The organism is Bacillus sp. FSL K6-1218 (assembly GCF_038006445.1).
GTDB classification, from domain to species: Bacteria; Bacillota; Bacilli; order Bacillales; family Bacillaceae_G; genus Bacillus_A; species Bacillus_A thuringiensis_S.
This window is the reverse complement of the sequence record NZ_JBBOVE010000001.1, coordinates 5,470,780-5,494,818: the sequence shown is the minus strand read 5'-3', so window position 1 is coordinate 5,494,818 and position 24,039 is coordinate 5,470,780. Positions and strand designations below refer to the sequence as shown.

The window sequence follows — 24,039 nt, the reverse complement described above, 5'->3', positions numbered from 1 at the left end:
ATTATTTATAGATGGTTTGCTTTTTTTAATGCGGATAATTTTTGATCCGTCTCTTTTATACTTTGTGCGATTACATCAGCCATTTTCATGACTAAACTTAATCTTGTATTTTGAAGAACGAAAAACTCCATAAACCCATTTAGATTGACGATACCGTGTATGTGCAAATCACCAACTGCAGGTAATTTCTTATTCATAGCAGCTCCAGGTTTACTAGGTCCCTTTCCAGTAGTGATTGATCCGATATTTTGGGACTTTCCTAAACATGCATCAACAGCAATTATAAATGCAGTAGGATGTTCTTTCTGTATATTCCGAATTTTCTCTTCTAAATTTAGCGCATGTACTGGCTCATCTAGTGTACCGAATACTTGGAGGTTTTGGATGTCTATTTGTTCAAGTTTTGTACCAACTAACGGGCCGAGTGCGTCACCTGTAGAGCGATCTGTTCCGATACAAACGAGAATGAGTGGTATATTAGTTTTAATAGGAATATGGGTAAGTAAGAAATTACTGATTATCTCAGAGGCTTCTAGATCTTGGTGCATAACGTTTTGAGTTTCTTTCTCAAAAAATGGTAAGCGAAAACTTCCAATATTCATGAAGCACCCATCCTTTTAATAAATTTTCAATATATGTTATATGGTGAGGAAAATGGAAAGTTATAAGTGCGTAATTTTTGCAAAATGTGAATGAAAACGGAAATAATAGTACTAGTATATATATATTCGTTCCATTTTATACCTGGATGTCGGGGATAAAATAGGATTAAAATCATAAAATTTTTTCAGCAATTAGGGGACTTCTGATACAATAATAAGGGTAACTAAAAAGAAATTTTAGCTAGAGAGGTAGAGGTACATGGATTTATTAGCGAAGTGGTTTAATTCTATGAAACAGTATTTATTAGATGCTGATCGTTGGGCTCATATTGGAGTTGCGACATTAAAAATATGTATTATTTTAACAATTGGTGCAGTTGTTGTGCGAATTGCAAGGGCGGTTGTACGAAATGCGTTTCGCATGGGGAGTCGTTCTCCAATTCAAATTTCAGAACGTCGTACAGTTACAGTAGCGAAATTACTTGAAAATATTGTAGCGTACGTTGTTATGTTCATTATGCTAATTGCGATTTTAGGTGTGTTTGATATTAATGCATCAGGTTTATTAGCGGGTGCTGGGGTAATTGGTTTAGCAGTCGGATTTGGTGCTCAAAGTTTAGTGAAAGACGTTATTACAGGTTTATTTATTTTGTTAGAAGATCAGTTTTCAGTTGGCGATTATGTTAAAATCGGTCAATTTGAAGGAGTCGTTTTAGAAATTGGACTTCGTACAACGAAAGTAAAGAGTTGGACAGGTGAAATTCATACTTTACCAAACGGAAGTATTATTCAAGTTACTAACTACTCAGTTAGTAATAGTGTAGCGTTTGTTGATGTATCTATTTCATATGAGGCTGATATTGCGAAAGCAGAGCAGGTTATTGAAGATTTATTAGTAGAGTTACCTTCAAAGTACGAAAAAATGGTAACAACACCTCAATTATTAGGTGTGCAAACGTTAGCTGCATCAGAAGTTATATTACGTGTTATTGCTGAAGTAGAGCCGATGCAACATGCAGTTATTGCAAGAGCACTTCGTAAAGAGATTAAAAATCGTCTTGATTTACATGGAATTGAAATTCCATATCCACGTATGGTTTTATATAATCGTGAAGAATTGGTTAGTGGAAAAGCAATTTAGTATGGAGAGGAGGAGTTTGAAGAGTGGAGCAAAAGGAATATAACTTGTACGATGTTGTGGAAATGAAGAAAGCACATCCGTGTGGCGAGAATCGTTGGAAAATTATTCGTATGGGAATGGATATCCGCATTAAGTGCGAGGGATGTGACCATTCAGTAATGATTACTCGAAGAGAGTTTGATCGTAAGGTAAAAAAAATACTTGTGAAGCACGAAGAATAGAGGGAGAGTAACAGTTACAGTAGGTAACTGTTACTTTTTTTCGTTTGGCGGAAACTTGTCATTTTTTTCGTTACTATCTATAATGATGAAAGATTGAGACATAGGAGTGAAAAATATGGGATTAACGGCTGGGATTGTTGGATTACCTAACGTAGGGAAGTCCACTTTATTTAATGCAATTACACAAGCAGGAGCAGAATCTGCGAACTATCCATTCTGTACAATTGATCCAAACGTAGGGATTGTAGAAGTACCAGATGAGCGTTTAAATAAATTAACGGAATTAGTAGAACCGAAAAAGACTGTTCCGACTGTATTCGAGTTTACTGATATTGCAGGTATCGTAAAAGGTGCTAGTAAAGGTGAAGGTTTAGGAAATAAATTCTTATCTCACATTCGTCAAGTAGATGCAATTTGCCAAGTTGTTCGTTGTTTTGAAGACGAAAATATTACGCACGTTTCAGGGAAAGTAGATCCAATTGATGATATCGAAACAATCAACTTAGAGCTAATTTTAGCGGACTTAGAGTCTGTTGATAAGCGTATCGAGCGTGTTGCGAAATTAGCAAGACAAAAAGATAAAGAAGCTGTATATGAGCATGAAATTTTAGTTCGTTTAAAAGAGGCTTTTGAAGAGGGGAAACCGGCTCGTACTGTTGAATTTACAGAAGAGCAGATGAAGATTGTTAAAGGCCTTCATTTACTTACAACAAAAGAAATGTTATACGTAGCGAACGTAAGTGAAGACGATATTATCGATCCTTCGGAAAATAAATACGTACAAATGGTAAAAGAATTTGCAGAAAATGAAAATTCTCAAGTAATCGTTGTATGTGCAAAAATCGAATCAGAAATCGCTGAATTAGACGAGGAAGAGAAAAAAGTATTCCTTGAGGAACTAGGTATTGAAGAGTCTGGTTTAGATCAATTAATTCGTGCAGCATATGACCTATTAGGACTTGCTACTTACTTCACAGCAGGTGTGCAAGAAGTGCGTGCATGGACGTTTAAACAAGGTATGAAAGCACCACAATGTGCTGGTGTTATTCATACAGACTTTGAGCGTGGATTTATTCGTGCAGAAACAGTTTCTTACGATGACTTAATGACAAACGGTTCTATGACAGCTGCAAAAGAAGCTGGAAAAGTACGTTTAGAAGGAAAAGAGTATATCGTAAAAGATGGAGATGTTATGCACTTCCGTTTTAACGTTTAATTTAATATTTCCTAGGAAAAATAAAGATATGAGCTTGGCGAATATATTATATGTTTGCCAAGTTTTTTATGTATTGGTGAGTTGATTCATATAACTTACTATGATATAATCTAAACTCGTGAGTAATTACTATAAATTAATTGCTCCTTGCCCATTATGGGCCGTTTAGACCAAAAGGAGGTGAAAGTGTAATGAGAAAGTACGAAATTATGTACATCATTCGTCCTGGCGTTGAAGAAGAAGCTCAAAAAGCTTTAGTTGAACGTTTTGCAGGTGTTTTAACAAACAATGGTGCAGAAATCATTAACACGAAAGAGTGGGGTAAGCGTCGTTTAGCTTACGAAATCAACGACTTACGTGAAGGTTTCTACATGATCTTAAACGTGAACTCTAACGCAGAAGCGATTAACGAATTCGACCGTTTAGCTAAGATCAACGAAGACATCCTTCGTCATATCGTTGTTAAAGAAGAAGAAAAATAATTGATATATAAGGGAGAGTGGTTCGATTGATGAATCGTGTTATCCTCGTTGGTCGTTTAACTAAGGACCCTGACTTACGTTACACGCCCAATGGTGTTGCAGTAGCTACTTTTACGTTAGCTGTGAATCGCGCATTTGCGAATCAACAAGGTGAGCGTGAAGCTGACTTTATTAATTGTGTAATATGGCGTAAACAAGCAGAAAACGTAGCAAATTATTTGAAAAAAGGAAGCTTAGCAGGCGTAGATGGACGTCTTCAAACTCGTAATTACGATGGACAAGACGGTAAACGTGTGTATGTAACAGAAGTTCTTGCGGAAAGCGTACAATTTTTAGAGCCGCGTAATGGCGGTGGGGAGCAACGTGGTTCATTCAATCAGCAACCATCAGGAGCTGGTTTCGGTAACCAAAGCTCTAACCCATTTGGTCAATCTAGTAATTCAGGTAACCAAGGTAATCAAGGGAACTCTGGATTTACGAAGAATGACGATCCATTTTCAAATGTAGGTCAACCGATCGACATTTCCGACGACGATTTACCGTTCTAATACAGTAAATTTGTTAGTTTTAACAAAGAATGGAGGGAAATAGACATGGCAGGACGCAAAGGTGGACGTGCGAAACGTCGTAAGGTGTGTTTCTTCACAGCTAACGGCATCACTCGCATTGACTATAAAGATGTTGATTTATTAAAACGTTTCGTTTCTGAGCGTGGTAAAATTTTACCTCGTCGTGTAACAGGGACAAGCGCAAAATACCAACGCAAACTTACAGTTGCAATTAAACGTGCTCGTCAAATGGCACTTTTACCATATGTTGGTGAATAATAGCGTATGAAATGCACAGTAGAGTCGGACTCTACTGTGCATTTTGCTATGCTTTTCTTTTTTGAAAGAGAGGTTAAAATGTGAAACAAACAAAGTTTATTACAGAAGGTGCAGCGTTATTAGCTATATATGTAATTTTATTGCTTATATCTATGTATGTTCCGATTTTGGGTACTGTTGTAACTTTTGCGTTGCCGTTACCATTTATACTATTAACGATAAGGCATAAACTATCTAATGTGCTCATGATTTTTGTAGCGGCACTTTTTGTTACTATTATTGTGAGTCAACCCATGAATTTAGTGAAGACAATTATGTTTGGATTGATAGGGATTGTTTTAGGATATATGTATAAAACAAGAAAAAAGCCAGTAGAAATCTTAATAGCGGGGACGCTTGCATACTTAATTGGTTTTGTACTTATTTATGTTGCGAGTATAAAGTTTTTCAACATAGATATAATGAAGCAAATGCAAAGTATGTTTAGTGAAAGTATGGTGCAAAGTGAAAAGATAGTAAGTGCTACAGGTATGCCGATTAGTAAGGAACAAAAAGAGTTACTTACACAAATGAATGATATATTACAATCGTTATTTCCGAGTATACTTGTTCTAGTTTCAGTATGTTTTTCTTGGATTACAGTGATAATATCAGGTAGTGTTTTGAAAAAGTTAAAACATGACATTATATCTTGGCCTAAATTTAAAGATATACAATTACCAAAGAGTATTGTTTGGTATTACGTTATATTTATTTTGTTAGCAACTTTTATAAAAGTAGAACCAACATCATATTTACATATGGTATTTTCTAACCTATATGTCATATTTGCACTATTGCTTGTACTGCAAGGTCTGACATTCATTTCCTTTTTAGCGTATAGAAAAGGTTTTACTAAAGGGGTTCCTATTATTAGTTTTATTGTATGCATGTTTATTCCGATGCTGTTTCCTCTTGTGACAATCTTAGGTATAATTGACTTAGGGATTTCATTGCGTTCTAAAATAGGGGAATAAAATAATATTCCTTATACTATTTTAATCTGTTTAACTAACTGGAAGGTGAGTTAGTTTTACTTTATAGGAGTTGTATACATGCCTGAATTTGATAAGAAACAGTGGTTTTTATATCCTGTTTATGTATTGGCATTTTTTGTGTTTGTGCTCATTTTAATTCTCTGTTATTTTCATTTAATTATGGGGATAGCTGCTTTTGTCATTTTTTGTATCGTATTCTTTATCGTTATACGATTTGAACTTAATTTTCAAAGGAATTTCGAAAAGCATACGACAGATATGATTACGAGGGTAAAGAAAGTAAGTAATGAAGCATTTAACCAAATGCCGATTGGTATTTTGTTATACAATAAGGATTATGGGATTGATTGGGCAAATCCTTATTTATCTTCATGTCTGGGACAGCATGCATTAGCTGGATGGCACCTTTACGATGTATCAGAAACATTACTTCTTTTCATTAAAGGAGAAACTTCTGATGATATAGTCTCTTTAAATAATCGAAAGTTTCGCGTTTTTGTAAGGAAAGAAGAAAAGTTAATTTATTTCTTTGATGTAACGGAACAAACAGAAATCGAAAAGATGTATGAGGATCAACGCACTGTTTTAGCTGTAATTTATTTGGATAATTATGATGAAGTTACACAAGGATTAGATGATCAATTACGTACGAATATAACAAGTCTTGTGACATCGCGACTAAATGAATGGGCACTTAAGTATGGTGCGTATTTAAAACGTGCATCTTCAGAAAGATTCTTCGTTGTGCTAAATGAAAGTATTCTGACGCAAATGGAGAAAGGGAAATTTAGTATTTTAGATCAGGTGCGTGAAGAAACATCTAAAAGGAATATACCACTTACATTAAGTGTAGGTGTCGGATCAGGTGATTTACCTTTGTCAGAGCTTGGGGCAATGGCTCAATCTGGTTTAGACCTTGCACTTGGGCGCGGGGGAGACCAAGTAGCTATTAAACAAGCGACAGGTAAAGTTAAGTTCTATGGAGGCAAGACAAATCCGGTTGAAAAGCGTACCCGTGTACGTGCTAGAGTCATTTCGCATGCGTTAAAGGATTTAGTATTAGAAAGTAGTAATGTCATTATCATGGGGCATAGGGCTCCTGATATGGACGCAATTGGTGCTGCGATTGGTATTTTAAAAGTGGCTCAATTAAACGAGCGTAAAGGATATATTGTATTAGATGAAAATGATTCTGATAAGGGAATTAAACGCTTGATGGACAAAGTGAAACAAAATGAGGAATTATGGTCTCACTTTATTACTCCAGAGCAAGCGATGGAATTTGCGAATGATGAGTCATTACTTGTTGTTGTCGATACACATAAACCTTCTATGGTGATGGAACAAAAATTGTTACATAAAATTGAAAATGTAGTAGTTATCGATCATCATCGCCGTGGAGAAGATTTTATTGAAGATCCATTGCTAGTTTATATGGAACCATATGCTTCTTCAACGGCAGAACTGGTTACAGAATTGCTTGAGTATCAACCGAAAAATTTAAAGATGACAATGTTAGAAGCAACGGCATTGTTAGCGGGGATTATTGTCGACACGAAAAGTTTCACATTCCGGACGGGGGCTCGTACGTTTGATGCTGCTTCCTATTTACGCTCACATGGTGCAGATACTGTACTTGTACAAGAACTTTTAAAGGAAGATATGGATCAGTATTTACGGGTTGCAAAAGCTATAAAAAATGCGTACATTTATAAAAATGGAATTGCGATTGCTAAAGTTGATAGTGATGATTACTACGATCAAGTGCTTATTGCGCAATCAGCTGACACGTTATTAACAATGACAGGAATTATTGCATCATTTGTTGTTGCGAAACGTGGCGAGAATCTCATTGGAATTAGCAGCAGGTCTTTAGGTGAAGTGAATGTGCAGCTAATTATGGAAAACTTAGGTGGTGGCGGGCATTTGACGAATGCAGCCACACAAATGAAAAATGTTACAGTAGATGAAGCTGAGGAGAAGCTTCGATTTGTTATTGATGACTATTTACAGGGAGGCACACAATCATGAAAGTAATTTTTCTAAAAGACGTAAAAGGTAAAGGTAAAAAAGGAGAAGTAAAAAACGTACCAGATGGCTATGCAAATAACTTCTTACTAAAACAGGGATTGGCTGCTGAAGCAACAAATAGCAGTATGAAAACTTTAGAAGCTCAAAAGCGTAAAGAAGAAAAAGATGCAGCAGCAGAAGTTGAGAATGCAAAAGAGCTGAAAGAAACATTAGAGAAATTAACTGTAGAAGTAAAAGCGAAATCTGGAGAAGGTGGCCGTTTATTCGGTTCTATTACGAGCAAACAAATCGTAGATGCGATGCAAAAATCACATAAAATTAAACTTGATAAACGTAAATTTGAAATGGATGATGCAATCCGTGCATTAGGCTACACAAATGTAACAGTGAAATTGCATCCGCAAGTAACAGCGACAGTAAAAGTTCATGTTAGTGAACAATAAAAATAAATTAAGCAAGGAGGATTGCGTATGAGTGATGTACTTGCTGATCGTACCCCTCCGCATAATATAGAAGCCGAGCAGGCGGTTTTAGGGGCCATATTAATTGATCAAGATGCGTTAACATCAGCATCAGAGTTATTGGTACCTGACTCATTCTATCGAACGAAACATCAAAAGATTTTTGAGGTAATGCTTGGGTTATCTGATAAAGGAGAACCGATCGATTTAGTAATAATGACATCAGCGATGGCTGATCAAGGATTACTAGAAGAAGTTGGTGGAGTGTCTTATCTAGCAGAGTTAGCAGAAGTTGTTCCAACAGCTGCTAACGTTGAATATTATGCACGTATCATCGCTGAAAAGGCACTTTTACGTCGTTTAATTCGAACAGCGACTCATATTGTGTCGGATGGATACGAGAGAGAAGATGACGTAGACGGCCTTTTAAATGAGGCCGAGAAAAAAATATTAGAAGTATCCCATCAAACGAATGCAAAAGCATTTCAAAATATTAAAGATGTTCTTGTAGATGCTTATGATAAAATTGAACTTTTGCATAATCAAAAAGGTGAAGTTACTGGGATACCAACTGGATTTACTGAATTAGATAAGATGACGGCAGGTTTCCAGCGAAATGATTTAATCATCGTAGCAGCACGTCCGTCAGTAGGGAAAACTGCATTTTCATTAAATATCGCACAAAACGTAGCGACGAAAACGGATGAAAATGTAGCGATTTTTAGTTTGGAGATGGGCTCCGATCAGCTTGTTATGCGTATGCTTTGTGCAGAAGGAAATATCGATGCGCAAAGACTTCGTACCGGGTCATTAACTTCTGATGATTGGGCGAAATTAACAATGGCGATGGGTAGTCTTTCAAATGCCGGTATATATATTGATGATACACCAGGAATTAAGGTAAATGAGATTCGAGCAAAATGTCGTAGACTAAAGCAAGAACAAGGTCTTGGTATGGTTTTAATTGACTACTTACAGCTTATTCAAGGAAGTGGGAAATCAGGTGAGAACCGTCAGCAGGAGGTATCTGAGATTTCTCGTACTTTAAAAGGGATTGCGCGTGAATTGCAAGTGCCTGTTATTGCCTTATCACAGTTATCTCGTGGTGTAGAATCTCGTCAGGATAAACGCCCGATGATGTCTGATATTCGTGAATCTGGTAGTATTGAGCAGGATGCTGATATTGTAGCTTTCCTATATCGTGAAGATTACTATGACCGTGAAACGGAAAATAAAAATACGATTGAAATTATCATTGCAAAACAACGTAATGGTCCGGTAGGTTCAGTAGAGCTTGCGTTTGTTAAAGAATTTAATAAATTCGTTAATTTAGAACGACGCTTTGAGGATGGGGCATAAAGGCAGTATAAAAAAGAAACACATTTCTTATAATAAGATGTGTTTCTTTTTTTATGGGATAAAGATAAGGCTTTCATAAGGTGAAAATATAATTCTTACGAACGAAAATGATTTTTAATAAAAAAATGTTCGCTTTTTGGTTGACTTCTTTTTCGGTTTTGGTACAATTATATTGTTTGAATAGATCGTTTGAAAATTGCGGAGGTGCTTTAATAATGTCTTCAGTAGTAGTTGTAGGAACACAATGGGGCGACGAAGGAAAAGGTAAAATCACTGATTTTCTTTCTGAGCATGCGGAAGTAGTTGCAAGATATCAAGGTGGAAATAACGCGGGACATACAATTGTTTTCGGCGGAGTTAAATATAAGTTACACTTAATTCCATCTGGTATTTTCTATAAAGAGAAAATTTGTGTAATCGGAAATGGCTTAGTAGTAGATCCGAAAGCATTACTTGAAGAGTTAAAATACTTACACGACCGTGGTGTAAGTACTGATAATTTACGTGTAAGTAACCGTGCACACGTTATTTTACCTTATCACTTAAAACAAGATGAGTTAGAAGAGGCTAGTAAAGGTGATAACAAAATCGGTACAACGAAAAAAGGTATCGGTCCTGCATATATGGATAAAGCTGCTCGTATTGGTATCCGTATGGCTGATCTTTTAGACCGTGAAGCATTTAAAGAGAAGCTTGAGCGCAATTTAGTAGAGAAAAATCGTTTGTTTGAAAAAATGTACGATACAGAAGGTTTCAGCGTAGAGGAAATCTTTGAAGAGTACTTCGAATATGGACAACAAATCGCACAATATGTATGCGACACATCTGTTGTATTAAATGATGCACTAGATAACAATCACCGTGTATTATTTGAAGGTGCACAAGGTGTTATGCTTGATATTGACCACGGTACGTACCCGTTCGTTACATCTTCTAACCCGATTGCGGGTGGTGTAACAGTTGGAACTGGAGTTGGCCCTGCGAAAGTTACTCGCGTTGTAGGTGTATGTAAAGCATATACAAGCCGTGTTGGTGACGGTCCATTCCCTACTGAACTTAATGATGAAATTGGTCATCAAATTCGTGAAGTTGGTCGTGAGTACGGAACAACAACTGGTCGTCCGCGCCGCGTAGGTTGGTTCGATAGCGTTGTTGTAAGACATGCGCGTCGTGTTAGTGGTTTAACGGATCTATCATTAAATTCTATCGACGTTCTAACAGATATTCCAACTCTTAAAATTTGTGTTGCTTACAAATACAATGGCGAAGTTATCGATGAAGTTCCAGCAAACTTAAACATTTTAGCGAAATGTGAGCCTGTATATGAAGAGCTTCCAGGTTGGACAGAAGATATTACTGGTGTAAAATCATTAGACGAGCTTCCTGAAAATGCAAGAAAATACGTAGAACGTGTTTCTGAGTTAACAGGAATTCAATTATCTATGTTCTCAGTTGGACCAGATCGTAACCAAACGAATATTGTTCGTAATGTATACGAAGCTTAATTGATATTTTTAGAAAAAACTCATGTCCGCATGAGTTTTTTCTTATCTTTTATAAAAAAATGAAAAAAAGTATTGCGAAGAATACAGAATACATGTTATGATACATCTTGTCGTCACGAAAATATGACGTTGGTGAGTATGAGCCATTAGCTCAGTTGGTAGAGCATCTGACTTTTAATCAGAGGGTCGAAGGTTCGAATCCTTCATGGCTCACCATTTTATTTTTCGTGGCCCGTTGGTCAAGTGGTTAAGACACCGCCCTTTCACGGCGGTAACACGGGTTCGAATCCCGTACGGGTCATGTTTTTTTATGCTTATTTTTGGTCCCGTGGTGTAGTGGTTAACATGCCTGCCTGTCACGCAGGAGATCGCCGGTTCGACCCCGGTCGGGACCGCCACTTTTGTTTATACCACCATTAGTGGTTTTATATATAGTTTTGGCTCGGTAGCTCAGTCGGTAGAGCAGAGGACTGAAAATCCTCGTGTCGGCGGTTCGATTCCGTCCCGAGCCACTCTCAGGATATTAAGTGGGCCCACTTAATATCCTTTTTATTTATGTAATTTTACAAAACTGAGTAGTTATTTTAAAATAGAACGAGGAGCCTCTAGCAGTTGAAGCTAGAGGTTTTTCTATAGATCGTATAGGATTCCGTGTAAAAGTGGATCATACATGAGTCTATGAGAATAGAGGAGAAAATACTTAAACAAAGGATGCGGTCATATAGGACATACTATGTAAACATCAATATGTTTAGGGATTATTGACCATATTTTTATAAGGAGGAAATAGACGATGATGGGAAAGAAAATTTTAGTAGTTGATGATGAAAAGCCGATTGCAGATATTTTGAAGTTTAACCTAGAAAAAGAAGGTTTTGAAATAGTAATGGCGCATGATGGTGATGAAGCAATTGAAAAAGCTAATGAAGAACAACCAGATATGGTTTTATTAGATATTATGCTACCAGGTAAAGATGGATTAGAGGTTTGCCGTGAAATACGTAAAAGTTCAGAAATGCCGATTATTATGCTTACAGCAAAGGACTCTGAGATTGATAAAGTATTAGGGCTTGAGCTTGGGGCAGATGATTATGTAACGAAGCCATTTAGTACGAGGGAATTACTTGCTCGTGTGAAGGCGAATTTACGCCGTCATCAACAAGGTGGTTCTGCAGAAAAAGATGAAAATACAGAAATGGTTATTGGACCAATTGTTATTAATCCAAATGCATATAGTGTAACGAAGCGCGAGGAAAATATCGAGCTTACACATCGTGAATTTGAGTTGCTACATTATTTAGCGAAACATTTAGGACAAGTTATGACACGCGAACATTTATTACAAACAGTTTGGGGTTATGACTATTTTGGAGATGTGCGCACAGTAGACGTAACAGTACGTCGTTTGCGTGAAAAAATTGAAGATAATCCAAGCCATCCTACTTTAATTGTAACTAGACGTGGAGTAGGGTATTACTTGCGTGACCCAGAGCAGGAATAGTATATGAAGAAAGTTGGTTTTTTTCAATCTATTCATTTAAAATTTGTGCTTATATATATGCTATTAATATTAATAGCGATGCAAGTTATTGGGGTATATTTCGTAAGGGAATTAGAGAAGAGCCTAGTACAAGGTTTTAGGGATTCTTTAACGCAGCAAACAAACTTATTATCATATAACTTGAAACAAGAGTTTAAAAAAAGTTATACAAAAGCAGAAACAGAGTCAACAGATGAAACCATTAAAACTTCTATTCGAAAATTTGCCTCTGATCAAAAGAAAGTTATACAAGAGGTAAGTGTATTTGATTCGCATAGAAAGTTATTGGCTATTTCAGATGAATCAAAGCAGAATAAGGTAAATAGAACATCAACTGATATAGCTGTTCAGCGAGTGTTAGTGCAAAAAAAGCCAGAAGTGAAAATTGAGAAGGATGGTAGTACAGGCCATCGTGTTCAAGTTATGCTTACTCCGATTCTAGATGATAATGGCAAGGATGCGCTTGGTGTTATATACATCGTTGCATCTATGGAAGATGTATATAAACAAATGAAGGATATAAATCAAATTTTTGCTACGGGAACAGTAATTGCCTTATTAGTAACGGCCGTACTTGGGATTTTATTGGCTCAAACAATTACAAGACCAATTTCAGATATGCGGAGACAAGCAATCGAAATGGCAAAAGGAAATTATTCGAGAAAAGTAAAAGTGCATAGCCATGATGAAATTGGACAACTGGCATTATCCTTCAATAATTTATCAAAAAAATTACAACAAGCTCGTTCTTCTACAGAAAGTGAAAGGCGTAAATTATCATCCGTTTTATCACATATGACAGATGGAGTAATTGCTACTGACCGAAAAGGGGATATTATTTTACTAAATGACCCTGCGGAAAAGATGTTAAATGTTTCTCGTGAAACAGCGCTCGATCAATCTGTTTTAGAGGTATTAGGGATACAGGAAGAATTTACACTTGATCATTTATATGAAGAGCCAGATTCTGTGTTATTAGATTTTAGTACGAGAAACGAACCATATATTTTACGGGCTAGTTTCTCTGTTATTCAAAAAGAAACAGGGAAGGCAAATGGTTTAATTGCTGTACTATATGATGTAACAGAGCAGGAGCGTATAGAACGGGAACGCCGTGAGTTTGTGGCGAATGTCTCTCATGAATTAAGGACGCCATTAACGACGATGCGCAGTTATTTAGAGGCACTTACAGATGGAGCGTGGCAGGATCCGAATATTGCACCACAATTTTTAACGGTTACACAAGAAGAAACAGAAAGAATGATTAGACTTGTAAATGCGTTGTTACAGCTATCTAAACTTGATAGTACAGAGCACCGTTTAATGAAAGAATGGGTCGACTTTACTGATTTCTTTAATAATGTTATTGATCGCTTTGAAATGTCTAAAGAGCAAAATGTAAGTTTCAAACGATCTTTCTCTAAGAAGTCTAGGTTTATTGATATGGATACTGACAAAATTACTCAAGTGCTGTATAACATCATTTCTAACGCATTAAAGTATTCACCAGAAGGTGGAACAGTAACATATCGCTTACGTGATCGCGGTGATTTATTAGAAATTAGCGTAAGTGACCAAGGAATGGGTATTCCAAAAGAAAACGTTGATAAAATCTTTGAACGTTTTTATCGCGTAGATAAAGCTCGTTCAAGACAAATGGGTGGTACGGGACTTGGATTAGCAATTGCAAAAGAAATGATCGAGGCACATGGTGGCTCTATTTGGGCGAAGAGTGAAGAAGGAAAAGGGACAACTATTTATTTCACGTTACCGATGGCAGCAGATGAAGAGGACGATTGGGAATGAGTATGGAAAACTTTAAAACAATAGTTTTAATTAACCTAGTTGTAATTAGCCTATTTCTTACTTTTAACCTATGGACGTATGTGCCAGATTCTACATCCATGCAAAACGCGAAATTTGTACAGGGCAATGAAGGAACGAATCAAACTAAAATTTCCGATGTTGTCCGTCCTACTTCTATCATCGTGCATAAAGATAAAAATCATTATGGGAGCAGAAGAGAGGCAGATATAGAATCAATCTATAAGCCTCTGGAAGTAGGGGAACTACATGAATTTAGAGAGATATCAATCACTAAGGGTGATTTCCTGTCCTATGTGCATGGTGAAGGGAAAATTGAACTTGTTTTCCCTACTGATATCCCATTTGATGCAGTTAAATCCATGTTTAACATGAAAGAGAAAAGTACAGATAAGCCTAAACATTTTAATCGTATTCTCCTTGATCCTTCTAGGAGTAAGGATCAAGAAATTAAAATTAACTTTGTTTCTGATGGTGATAACTTAAAAATATATGAGGCAAAATTAAGTGGTGTGTATTTAAAAGATATTGTAAATGCCCAAAATCAATTTATAGTATCAGCAAAGCCCTATTTTGATTATCAAATCAATGATATGAAAAAGTTATTTTTACCAGATGGAACGACAGAGTTAAACAATATAACATATATTTCATCTAATTTAGCAGTTGATACGTTTAAGAATGCTCTGTTTAGTGATCCTCGTTATTTAAGTCCGATTACTGAGATATCGAAAGAAACATTTACAGATGGTATTAGATCCATGGAAATTGAAAACGATCGTCACATGCTAAAGTATAAAAATTCTTCTGTCTTAACTGAGAAAACGATAGATAATTTAATGCTGTTACAAAAAAGCTTTGAATTCGTAAGTGGTCACAGTGGAAGTTTGGATTCATATCGTTTGGACTATATGAATAAAGGAGAGACAGTATTTCGCTTACATGAAGATGGATATTCCGTATTCAATACAGATGGATTAGCTGAATTGAGACAAAAATGGGGATCAGAAGAAGTAATGGAATATGAAAGACCGTTGCTGTCTTTAAATACTAAAGGCATAGAACAAAAAGTTACTCTTCCGTCAGGGCATGTTGTAATAGCATCCCTAGAAAATAATCCAGAGATAAAGAAACAAGTAATTAAGGATATTGGTATTGGATACAAGTTATCACTAGATGGGCAAGTAGTTCGACTACAACCAATTTGGTATGTAAAGCTTGTTGAAGGTGAAACGGGTAAACAGAAAATCTATGAGTGGAGTGAGGGAGGACTAAATGGATTGGGATCGAATTAAAACCATATTTATTGTGACCTTTTTTGTTTTGGATCTCTTTCTCATTTTTCAATTCATTCAAAAGCAAGATAGTAATCAATTGGAGCTTATTGCAGAAACAAAGATAGATCAAGAATTAAAAGCAAACAAAATTACTATAGGGAATATCCCTAAGGAACCGAAAAAAGAGTCATTTATTAGAGCAGAAAATAAAGCCTTTAAAGAAGATGATATACAGTCTTTGAAAAATCAAACGGCGCATATACAAAATATGTACAAGATAGAAAGTAAGCTAAAAGAGCCTTTTTTAAATACGAAATCATTATCAAAAGATAAGTATAATGAATTTTTGAAGAACAATGTATTGGATGGACAAAAGTATGAATTTGGAGCGGTGAAAGACTCTAAAATTTATTTCTTCCAAAAATATAAAGATAAGCCTATTTTCTATAATAATCAGGCGATGATTGTTGTGGAATTAAATGAAAAAAATGAACTTGTTTCATATACGCAGACAATGCTAACTGATTTAAAAGAAATGGGCGAAGGTGAAAAAACGAAAGAGCAAGAAATTATTACGGCTCAAACAGCTTTAGAAAATTTGTATTTAAAAAATAAAATTCATGGAAATACGCATGTTAAAGAAGCACAAATTGGTTATGCCACTCTTACCGCATCTACTTCTAATAACCAAGTACTTGCTCCAACGTGGAATTTAAAAACGGAGCAGAAGCAGGACTTCTTTGTGAATGCAATTGAAGGACAAGTTATGGAATTAGGGGAAAAGGAAAATCAAGTGGTTGATGAACATACTGGAGTGAGAAATAATGGGGTTGCATTTTAGCGTACTTGCAAGTGGAAGTACAGGAAATATGCTATACGTAGGAACCGATGAAAAAAAATTACTAGTCGATGCAGGTTTAAGTGGTAAAGCGACAGAGGCTTTATTTAAACAAGCAGAACTGAATATAAATGATGTATCAGGTATTCTTGTAACACATGAGCATAGTGATCATATTAAAGGGTTAGGTGTATTGGCACGAAAATATGATTTACCCGTTTATGCGAATGAGAAAACATGGAATGCAATGGAACATTTAATAGGAAATATCCCAACTGAGCAAAAATTCATTTTCTCAGTTGGGGATGTGAAAGCATTTGGTGATATTGAAGTCGAATCATTTGGAGTTTCTCATGATGCGGCAGAACCGATGTTTTATGCTTTCCATAACAATAATAGGAAATTAGCGCTTATTACAGATACGGGATACGTAAGCGACCGTATGAAGGGCGTTATTAAGGGAGCTAATGCTTTCGTATTTGAAAGTAATCATGATGTGGAAATGCTCCGTATGGGACGTTACCCATGGAGCATTAAACGACGTATTTTAAGCGACGTTGGGCATGTTTGTAATGAGGATGCTGCATTAGCAATGGCAGATGTAATTACAGATGAGACAAAGCATATTTATTTAGCCCATTTAAGCTTAGATAATAACATGAAAGAACTAGCTCGTATGTCAGTATCACAAGTACTAGAGGAAAAAGGATTTGGAGTGGGTGAATCCTTTGAAATTCACGATACAGATCCAAAAATGCCTACAAAAATTAAATACGTATAATTCTTCATTTTAGTAAACAATAAAGGTGAATATAGTTGTTTTCAGGAAGATGGGTGAACAAATATGTCCTTTATTGATGAAGAAAATTATCGTATGAAACGTGCAGGGAAAAAGAAGCATAAAGGTATAGTTCTTTCTAGTATAGCGGGAACAATTGTAGGAGCTTCTTTATTTGCGTTTGGAGCTCCTTTATTTTCAAATTCTGCTGATACGCTTCCGCAAGCTGAAGCAAGCGGAAGTAATATGGCCGAAGCTCAAGGAATTAAACAGATTAGCTTTGTAGATGCTGTTGACCGTGCATCCGAAGCTGTTGTGGGCGTTATTAACATTCAACGAGATAACTTTTCAGAGGCAGATTCAGAGGCTGGTACAGGATCAGGAGTAATTTATAAAAAGACAAATGGTCAAGCTTATATTGTAACGAATAATCATGTTGTAGCTGGAGCGAATCGTATTGAAGTAAGTTTAAGTGACGGTAAGAAGGTTCCTGGAAAAGTATTAGGAACCGATGTAGTCACAGATTTAGCTGTATTAGAAATAGATGCAAAGCATGTGAAAAAAATAATTGAAATCGGCGATTCTAATACTGTTCGCAGAGGAGAGCCAGTCATTGCGATTGGAAATCCACTCGGACTGCAATTCTCTGGAACTGTTACACAAGGTATTATTTCAGCTAATGAACGTATTGTCCCTGTAGATTTAGATCAAGATGGACACTATGATTGGCAAGTAGAAGTGTTACAAACGGATGCGGCGATTAATCCGGGGAATAGTGGCGGTGCGCTTGTAAATGCAGCAGGACAATTAATTGGTATTAATTCAATGAAAATTGCTGCAAAAGAAGTAGAAGGAATCGGACTTGCTATTCCGGTGACTAGGGCTGTTCCGATTATGAATGAACTTGAGAAGTATGGAAAAGTAAGAAGGCCGTATGTTGGGATTGAACTTAGGTCATTAAATGAAATTCCAAACTATTATTGGTCAAAAACATTACATTTACCAGGTACTGTAACAGAAGGAGTTTGTATTTTGGATGTGAAAAGTCCTTCGCCAGGCGCAGATGCTGGTTTAAGAGAACATGATGTTATTGTGGCAGTAGATGGAAAACCGATTCGCGATATTATTGGATTCCGCACGGCCTTATATGATAAGGAAATTAATGATAAAATGACTCTTACGTTTTATCGTGGTACAAAAAGAGTAACAACAACAGTGAAATTAGGCATTCAAAAGTATTAAAAACAGGAGGGCCTACCTCCTGTTTTCTATTGTAGAAAAGTGAGGTGAAGAAAATGAATTTACCTTGTTGTTTAGAACATGTTGAATTAGCGTTAGATATTATTGTGGATGAGTGTGAAGTTGCGCCGGTTATCAACAATGTGGATAACTCAGAAAAAGAGAAAAAAACATGTGAATTTTGTCAAAATGAGGCGACATATGTTGTATCGAACACAGATTCTCACACAATATGTGGGTAGTGTTTGTGGATATGTGGATAAGTTTTGTGGATAACATGTTTGTAAGGTGGATGATACGTGTGAATATCTCGATTATTTCAATTGGGAAATTAAAAGAAAAATATTTGAAACAAGGTATAGCAGAATACTTAAAACGATTATCAGCATACGCAAAAGTAGAAGTAATTGAATTGCCCGATGAAAAGGCGCCAGAAAATTTAAGTGAAGCAGAAATGTTAATTGTAAAGGAAAAAGAAGGTATACGTATACTGGATAAAATTTCTGATGACACGCATGTGATTGCATTAGCTATAGAAGGAAAGCAAAAGTCATCAGAAGAATTTGCGGTAAGTCTAGATCGCCTTGCTACATACGGAAAGAGTAAAGTCGCATTTGTAATTGGTGGATCACTCGGACTAAGTTCAGAAGTGATGAAGCGTTCAAACGAATCACTTTCTTTTTCAAAGATGACGTTACCACACCAATTAATGCGATTAGTGTTGCTTGAGCAAGTGTATAGAGCGTTTCGGATTAATCGTGGAGAACCGTACCATAAGTAAGATATTCTATGTAAAATAAAGGTAAGACACCGATATTATCATATTTATTTTATTATGCCTATAACTGGAGGCTATGTGAATGGTAAGTGATCAGACGAGATATTCTAGGCTCGCGAATATAACAAAAATAATAAATACGAAATTAGAACTACGTGAAGTATTGCAGCGTGTAACAATGGCGATATCAGAGGAGATTGTTAGTTGTGATGCTGTTGGAATTTATTTACCCCAGGAAGATGGAACATTTAGAGGGTTTGCAGGAAAACCAGAGACTATAAATGGCGTAACGCTTGATACTCAGGTAATTGATCCTGAAATAGACTTACTGGCAAAAGAAGTTATTGAAACGAAAAAAACCATCTATATTCCTGATACCTCAAAGGATCATCGACCAGATCCGATACCAGTTGATGCGTTTAAAATTAAGTCCTTATTAGCTCTGCCTATCTCATTTAGGCAAGAGTTATTTGGTCTGGTTTTTTTATTTGATTATGGAATTCCGATGAACTTAACAGATTCAGAAATTCAAAGTGTTGAAGCTTATGTAAATATGGCTGCGGTGGCAATTCAAAACGCCAATAATTTAACACAAAAGGAAAACCTTATTGCTGAGAAGCAGTTGTTACTAAATGTTACACGTGATTTATCAATGTGTTCCTCGATACAGGAGAGTTTTGATAAATGCTTTTTTTACTTAAAACAGATTTTAGAGAGTAAAAATATGGCTGTCCATCTTCTAGATCCGCTAGACAAAACAACGATTAAAACAACGAAATTAAGTAAGGGCTGTGATTGGACAGAAGCGGATTGGACAGAGAAAAGCTATGAAGCCAAGATCCAAGAGGTTCTTCGAACAAAAAATATAGATAGTAAGGATCTATTGATGATTCCATTGGTTTCAATGGGAGAAGTATTAGGGGTAATCGTCGTTGGCAAAGAAGGAAAAGCTCACAATTACGATAATTCTCAAATTCAACTAGCAAAATCTATCGTTGATGCCACAGCCCCTACGTTTTCAAATGTGTTATATATGGATCAACTAGAAAGCATAGTGGAAGAGCGAACGGGAGAGCTAGCTGCTGCTAATGAAAAAGTTACAAGTGTGATTGAATGTATTACGGATGGATTCTTTACTTTAAATAATAAATGGAAATTTACGTACGTAAATAAGTATCAATATTTTCCGCAAAGAAAAACAGCAAAAGATGTATTAGGAAAGAATATATGGGATGTTTTCCCGAGTGACATCGACACAGTTATGTATAAGGAATTTCATCGTGCGATGTCAGATCGAACTACAGTTCATTTCGAATTTTTTTCTACTGCAGATGAATATTGGCACGAAGTTATTGCATACCCGTATGATGATGGTATTTGTTGTATTTTTAAAAACATAACGGAAAAAAAGAAATATGAACAGGAATTGAAAAGATTATCTAACATTGATTTAATAGGGCAAATGGCAGCAGGTATCAGCCATGAAATTAGAAATCCAATGACAACGGTACTAGGATTTTTGCAGTTATTAAAAGAAGAGAATACCTATGAGAAACATAATAAGTACTTTCATTTAATGATTGAAGAACTTAACCGTGCCAATTCTATTATTACTGAATTTCTCTCAATGGGTAATACAAGGAAATTGGATTTGCAGATGTTAGATTTAAATTCAATTATCCGCGATATTATTCCTTTAATAAAGATTGATACGTATAATCAAAATAAATATATTCAAGTCGATACAAATGACATTCCGGAATTACTTTTAAATCGTAATGAGATACGGCAATTATTAATGAATCTATATCGTAATGGCTTAGAAGCGATGAATACAGGGAAGGTTCTAACCATTAGCACCTACAAGGAAGGTCAAAATTGTGTGGTGCTTGCAGTGCGGGATCAAGGAAAAGGTATCAGGCCTGAAGTATTGGAGAAACTGGGTACGCCATTTTACACGACCAAAGATAATGGAACTGGGTTGGGGTTAGGTGTATGTTATGCTATTGCTGCCCGCCATAATGCAAAAATAGAAATTCAAACAGGGTCGGAGGGCACTACCTTTTTCGTTAAATTTAATTATAAAAATAATAAAAAATAACCTTATTTATATTAGTTACGGTGAACTGTATCATAAATATTGATCCGAAATTAATCATGCCTCGTGTATTAACATGAAGTATTATTGGCTGTATATTGAATAAAAAATATAATCAAGAAAAAAGCACTTATCTTTACAAGATAGAGTGCTTTTTTATACGCATTTTATTATTTTAGATTTAACCGATATGTAATGAAGTGGGGTATGCAAGTGCCTGGTGAAATCAAGTATACTCAATATAGGAAAAAAGAAGTATTAGATGTACTTAGGGGGGGATTAACATATTTAAGGAAGATATGAAAAAAATATTGGTATCATTAATAAAAAATCCATTAGTAATAATCGTATACTGGATTTTTTGTTATGAATTAGCTTTATTATGTATGTATGGGAGAATGAATAATAATATTTATATTTGGTTATTATCTATAGTATTTCTAATACTTATTATTATATTTACTACAATTAAAATTGTGAAAAATAGGGAACGCGAATCATCCAAATTATTAAATGTAAAGGGATGGAAATACATTTCTGTTATAATTCTTATCCTTATAACGTCTTTTTATGGGATAAAAATTTATAAAAGTGCAACGAATTATGGCGGTAAACTAGCATGGTTTATAGAAAGCGTAAAAAACGAAAGATCAGTTAAACTTGAGCGTGATAATATATATAAGTATGGTGTAGAGGGCATTTTTGAAGATATAAATAAGAAATATACTTTGCCAAAGAAGTTATATATGTCGGATGATTTTACTTTGGAATTTAAATCAGATGGAACAATTACATCATTTGATACTTTTCTTTATGGGAAAAATGCTGCTGGAAAAGAGGAAAGCTACTTAATATCTTATAATAAAAATAAATCAAAAGATATTTTTGTAGGATTAAATGGGTATGTTAACGCTGATTATAATGAAGATAAATTAGTAAAACCTTTAATTAAAACAGTTCAAGCCATTCCAGTTAAACAAACTGTAAGTAAGTGGAATGAAGATAAGTATGGGCTGGTCTATTATGGGAAAAGGAACTGGGGTTACAACAGAGAAGGAATTATTAATATTAATAAAGATGGGAAATTAGAGAAGCTTGAAGAAGCAAAGTCCGAAATAATTGGATATACGGTATCTATATTTATCCCTGGAAAAGAGAAAGAGGTAGTACCTGCTAGATATAATTTACTAGGTGACCCAAATTGGAGTAAGGAAAGTAGTTCTAAAAAGAAAAAGAAGGATTTAACTAATAATAATGAGCAATTCTACTTTTCAAAAGAAGTTGGTTATAAACTAGATGTCACAGATAAAGCATTAGGGAGCACCTTTTATTCACTAAGCAAGACAATTGATGGAGGGGAAACATGGGGAGTTATAAATGAAGACCCTTTCAATGAAGCGGTCGGTAGTGCATCAGGAATCATCTTTTTTAATGAAAAGCTCGGATTTTTAAGGGTAGCCAGACCCTCTGGAAATGAAGGGGGGTTATACCGTACAGATGATGGTGGTATAACTTTTAAAAAGTTGAGCTATACAAATTATGAAGTGAAACTAGAAAGTGGACAGGTAATAAATCCGTTTGATTTTCCTAATCTGCCTTATGAGAAGGATGGAGTTTTTAACATGCTAGTAGGGCAAGGAGCAGATGGAGACTACAATGGTAATAGTAGTATACTTTATCAATCAAAAAATCAAGGTGAAACATGGGAGTATGTAAAAGAGGTTAAAGATAATTAATAGTGGGAAAGACCATTGGACAAAAATTACCGATGGTCTTTTAAACATTATTAGATGGTATGTAGATTTCCTAAAATAAGTATGTTTCTATTTCCATAAAAATATGCTGTAATATGAAGAGGAAAAAGTATAAGTAGTTAGAGAAGTGAGGAATTAAAGGTGAAGAAGTTTAAGAAGTTTTACTTGGAGATTACGAGTGTGTGTAATCTTGCGTGTAGCTTTTGTCCGCCGACGGAAAGGCAGAAGCAATTCATTTCTGTAGAGGATTTTTCTAAAAGATTAGACCAAATTAAACCTCACACAGACTACATTTATTTGCACGTGAAGGGTGAGCCGTTGCTCCATCCAAAAATAGATCAACTATTAGACTTAAGCCATGAAAAAGGGTTTAAAGTTAATATTACAACGAACGGAACGTTAATTAATAAGAGAAGGCATAGACTGTTAAATAAGCCTGCGTTAAGACAAATGAATTTTTCACTGCATAGTTTTGATGGACACCCAGGTTCGCAAGATAAAGAGGGCTATGTAAGGAGTATACTTTCCTTCATTAGGGAAGCAACGAGTCAATCAGATTTAATTGTATCGTTAAGGTTATGGAATTTAACTCAGGATAATAAAACAAATGCTGAAATCCAGAAAAATAGAGAGTTATTATCCATAATTGAAAATGAATTTGATCTATCTTATCAAATTGAAGAGAAGCTTACACCAGGAAAAGGTATAAAAATTGCAGAACGTGTCTTTATTAATCAAGACTATGAATTCCAGTGGCCAGCATTACATGAAGAAGAGGATGATGGGAAAGGATTCTGTCATGGACTTCGTAATCAAGCGGGTATTTTAGCGAATGGAACAGTTATTCCTTGCTGTTTAGATGGTGAAGGGATTATTAACCTTGGGAATATTAATAATGATTCATTTTCTAACATTATAGAAGGTGAAAGAGCAACAAATATTGTCGATGGATTTTCGAAAAGAGTTGCAGTTGAAGAGCTTTGCAGGAAATGTGGATATCGCAAAAGGTTTGGAAAATAAATATGAAATAA

23 protein-coding genes and 4 tRNA genes are annotated in these 24,039 nt (G+C 35.5%); 26 read left to right on the top strand and 1 reads right to left on the bottom strand.

Annotation, left to right across the window (positions count from 1 at the left end):
• Positions 1-5: 5 nt before the first annotated feature.
• Positions 6-602, bottom strand: a complete 597-nt coding sequence (gene yyaC / locus MHI26_RS28175; RefSeq protein WP_001020716.1) for a spore protease YyaC — start codon at positions 600-602, stop codon at positions 6-8.
• A 259-nt stretch (positions 603-861) separates the two neighbouring features.
• On the opposite strand from yyaC, the gene MHI26_RS28170 reads away from it, so the two are divergent.
• The 26 genes from MHI26_RS28170 (at position 862) to MHI26_RS28045 (ending at position 24,028) form a co-directional block, all read left to right on the top strand.
• Positions 862-1,743: a mechanosensitive ion channel family protein gene (locus tag MHI26_RS28170; protein WP_000364814.1), complete on the top strand. Its 882-nt coding sequence runs from the start codon at positions 862-864 to the stop codon at positions 1,741-1,743.
• A 23-nt stretch (positions 1,744-1,766) separates the two neighbouring features.
• The gene (locus tag MHI26_RS28165; protein ID WP_000435486.1) at positions 1,767-1,964 is read left to right on the top strand and encodes a DUF951 domain-containing protein; all 198 of its coding nucleotides are present in this window, start codon (positions 1,767-1,769) and stop codon (positions 1,962-1,964) included.
• Positions 1,965-2,079: 115 nt separating this feature from the next.
• Entirely contained in the window at positions 2,080-3,180 is a 1,101-nt protein-coding gene (gene ychF, locus MHI26_RS28160; RefSeq protein WP_000524658.1) for a redox-regulated ATPase YchF, read from the top strand.
• A 191-nt stretch (positions 3,181-3,371) separates the two neighbouring features.
• The gene (gene rpsF, locus MHI26_RS28155; protein WP_001233781.1) at positions 3,372-3,662 is read left to right on the top strand and encodes a 30S ribosomal protein S6; all 291 of its coding nucleotides are present in this window, start codon (positions 3,372-3,374) and stop codon (positions 3,660-3,662) included.
• Positions 3,663-3,688: 26 nt separating this feature from the next.
• Positions 3,689-4,210: a single-stranded DNA-binding protein gene (ssb, locus tag MHI26_RS28150; protein ID WP_000981963.1), complete on the top strand. Its 522-nt coding sequence runs from the start codon at positions 3,689-3,691 to the stop codon at positions 4,208-4,210.
• Between the two features lie 45 nt (positions 4,211-4,255).
• Positions 4,256-4,489, top strand: coding sequence for a 30S ribosomal protein S18 (gene rpsR, locus MHI26_RS28145; RefSeq protein WP_000918873.1), 234 nt, complete (start codon positions 4,256-4,258; stop codon positions 4,487-4,489).
• 80 nt (positions 4,490-4,569) lie between these two features.
• On the top strand, positions 4,570-5,505 hold the full coding sequence (locus MHI26_RS28140) for a YybS family protein (RefSeq protein ID WP_061667497.1): 936 nt from the start codon (positions 4,570-4,572) through the stop codon (positions 5,503-5,505).
• A 78-nt stretch (positions 5,506-5,583) separates the two neighbouring features.
• Entirely contained in the window at positions 5,584-7,557 is a 1,974-nt protein-coding gene (locus MHI26_RS28135) for a DHH family phosphoesterase (RefSeq protein WP_001113778.1), read from the top strand.
• Positions 7,554-8,000, top strand: coding sequence for a 50S ribosomal protein L9 (gene rplI / locus MHI26_RS28130; protein ID WP_000864237.1), 447 nt, complete (start codon positions 7,554-7,556; stop codon positions 7,998-8,000). The genes MHI26_RS28135 and rplI overlap by 4 nt, the downstream gene beginning before the upstream one ends.
• 27 nt (positions 8,001-8,027) lie before the next feature.
• Positions 8,028-9,377 carry a replicative DNA helicase gene (gene dnaB, locus MHI26_RS28125; protein WP_001286147.1) on the top strand — a complete coding sequence of 450 codons (1,350 nt, stop codon included), beginning with the start codon at positions 8,028-8,030 and terminating at the stop codon, positions 9,375-9,377.
• Positions 9,378-9,592: 215 nt separating this feature from the next.
• Entirely contained in the window at positions 9,593-10,882 is a 1,290-nt protein-coding gene (locus MHI26_RS28120; RefSeq protein WP_000100230.1) for an adenylosuccinate synthase, read from the top strand.
• Positions 10,883-11,022: 140 nt separating this feature from the next.
• A tRNA-Lys gene (locus MHI26_RS28115) sits at positions 11,023-11,098 on the top strand.
• A gap of 13 nt (positions 11,099-11,111) precedes the next feature.
• A tRNA-Glu gene (locus MHI26_RS28110) sits at positions 11,112-11,183 on the top strand.
• 21 nt (positions 11,184-11,204) lie between these two features.
• A tRNA-Asp gene (locus MHI26_RS28105) sits at positions 11,205-11,280 on the top strand.
• Positions 11,281-11,321: 41 nt separating this feature from the next.
• A tRNA-Phe gene (locus MHI26_RS28100) sits at positions 11,322-11,394 on the top strand.
• 281 nt (positions 11,395-11,675) lie between these two features.
• Positions 11,676-12,383, top strand: a complete 708-nt coding sequence (gene walR / locus MHI26_RS28095; protein ID WP_000971868.1) for a cell wall metabolism DNA-binding response regulator WalR — start codon at positions 11,676-11,678, stop codon at positions 12,381-12,383.
• Between the two features lie 3 nt (positions 12,384-12,386).
• Positions 12,387-14,228, top strand: coding sequence for a cell wall metabolism sensor histidine kinase WalK (walK, locus tag MHI26_RS28090; protein ID WP_000755369.1), 1,842 nt, complete (start codon positions 12,387-12,389; stop codon positions 14,226-14,228).
• Positions 14,225-15,541: a YycH family regulatory protein gene (locus tag MHI26_RS28085; protein ID WP_000061570.1), complete on the top strand. Its 1,317-nt coding sequence runs from the start codon at positions 14,225-14,227 to the stop codon at positions 15,539-15,541. Before walK ends, MHI26_RS28085 begins: the two co-directional genes overlap by 4 nt.
• Complete coding sequence (locus tag MHI26_RS28080; protein ID WP_000383717.1) at positions 15,522-16,364, top strand: two-component system regulatory protein YycI; 843 nt, start codon at positions 15,522-15,524, stop codon at positions 16,362-16,364. Before MHI26_RS28085 ends, MHI26_RS28080 begins: the two co-directional genes overlap by 20 nt.
• A complete protein-coding gene (locus MHI26_RS28075; protein WP_061667714.1) occupies positions 16,348-17,142 on the top strand; it encodes an MBL fold metallo-hydrolase in 795 nt (264 codons plus the stop codon). The genes MHI26_RS28080 and MHI26_RS28075 overlap by 17 nt, the downstream gene beginning before the upstream one ends.
• 63 nt (positions 17,143-17,205) lie before the next feature.
• Positions 17,206-18,381, top strand: coding sequence for a S1C family serine protease (locus tag MHI26_RS28070; RefSeq protein ID WP_000008032.1), 1,176 nt, complete (start codon positions 17,206-17,208; stop codon positions 18,379-18,381).
• Between the two features lie 53 nt (positions 18,382-18,434).
• Positions 18,435-18,620 (top strand): CxxH/CxxC protein, encoded by a 186-nt coding sequence (locus tag MHI26_RS28065; RefSeq protein ID WP_001052827.1) that lies wholly within the window; start codon positions 18,435-18,437, stop codon positions 18,618-18,620.
• A gap of 59 nt (positions 18,621-18,679) precedes the next feature.
• The gene (gene rlmH, locus MHI26_RS28060) at positions 18,680-19,159 is read left to right on the top strand and encodes a 23S rRNA (pseudouridine(1915)-N(3))-methyltransferase RlmH (protein WP_001027003.1); all 480 of its coding nucleotides are present in this window, start codon (positions 18,680-18,682) and stop codon (positions 19,157-19,159) included.
• A 79-nt stretch (positions 19,160-19,238) separates the two neighbouring features.
• Positions 19,239-21,257: a GAF domain-containing sensor histidine kinase gene (locus tag MHI26_RS28055; RefSeq protein ID WP_000253128.1), complete on the top strand. Its 2,019-nt coding sequence runs from the start codon at positions 19,239-19,241 to the stop codon at positions 21,255-21,257.
• Positions 21,258-21,553: 296 nt separating this feature from the next.
• A complete protein-coding gene (locus MHI26_RS28050) occupies positions 21,554-22,990 on the top strand; it encodes a WD40/YVTN/BNR-like repeat-containing protein (protein ID WP_061667715.1) in 1,437 nt (478 codons plus the stop codon).
• A gap of 159 nt (positions 22,991-23,149) precedes the next feature.
• Positions 23,150-24,028, top strand: coding sequence for a radical SAM/SPASM domain-containing protein (locus tag MHI26_RS28045; protein ID WP_042972880.1), 879 nt, complete (start codon positions 23,150-23,152; stop codon positions 24,026-24,028).
• Positions 24,029-24,039: the final 11 nt, after the last annotated feature.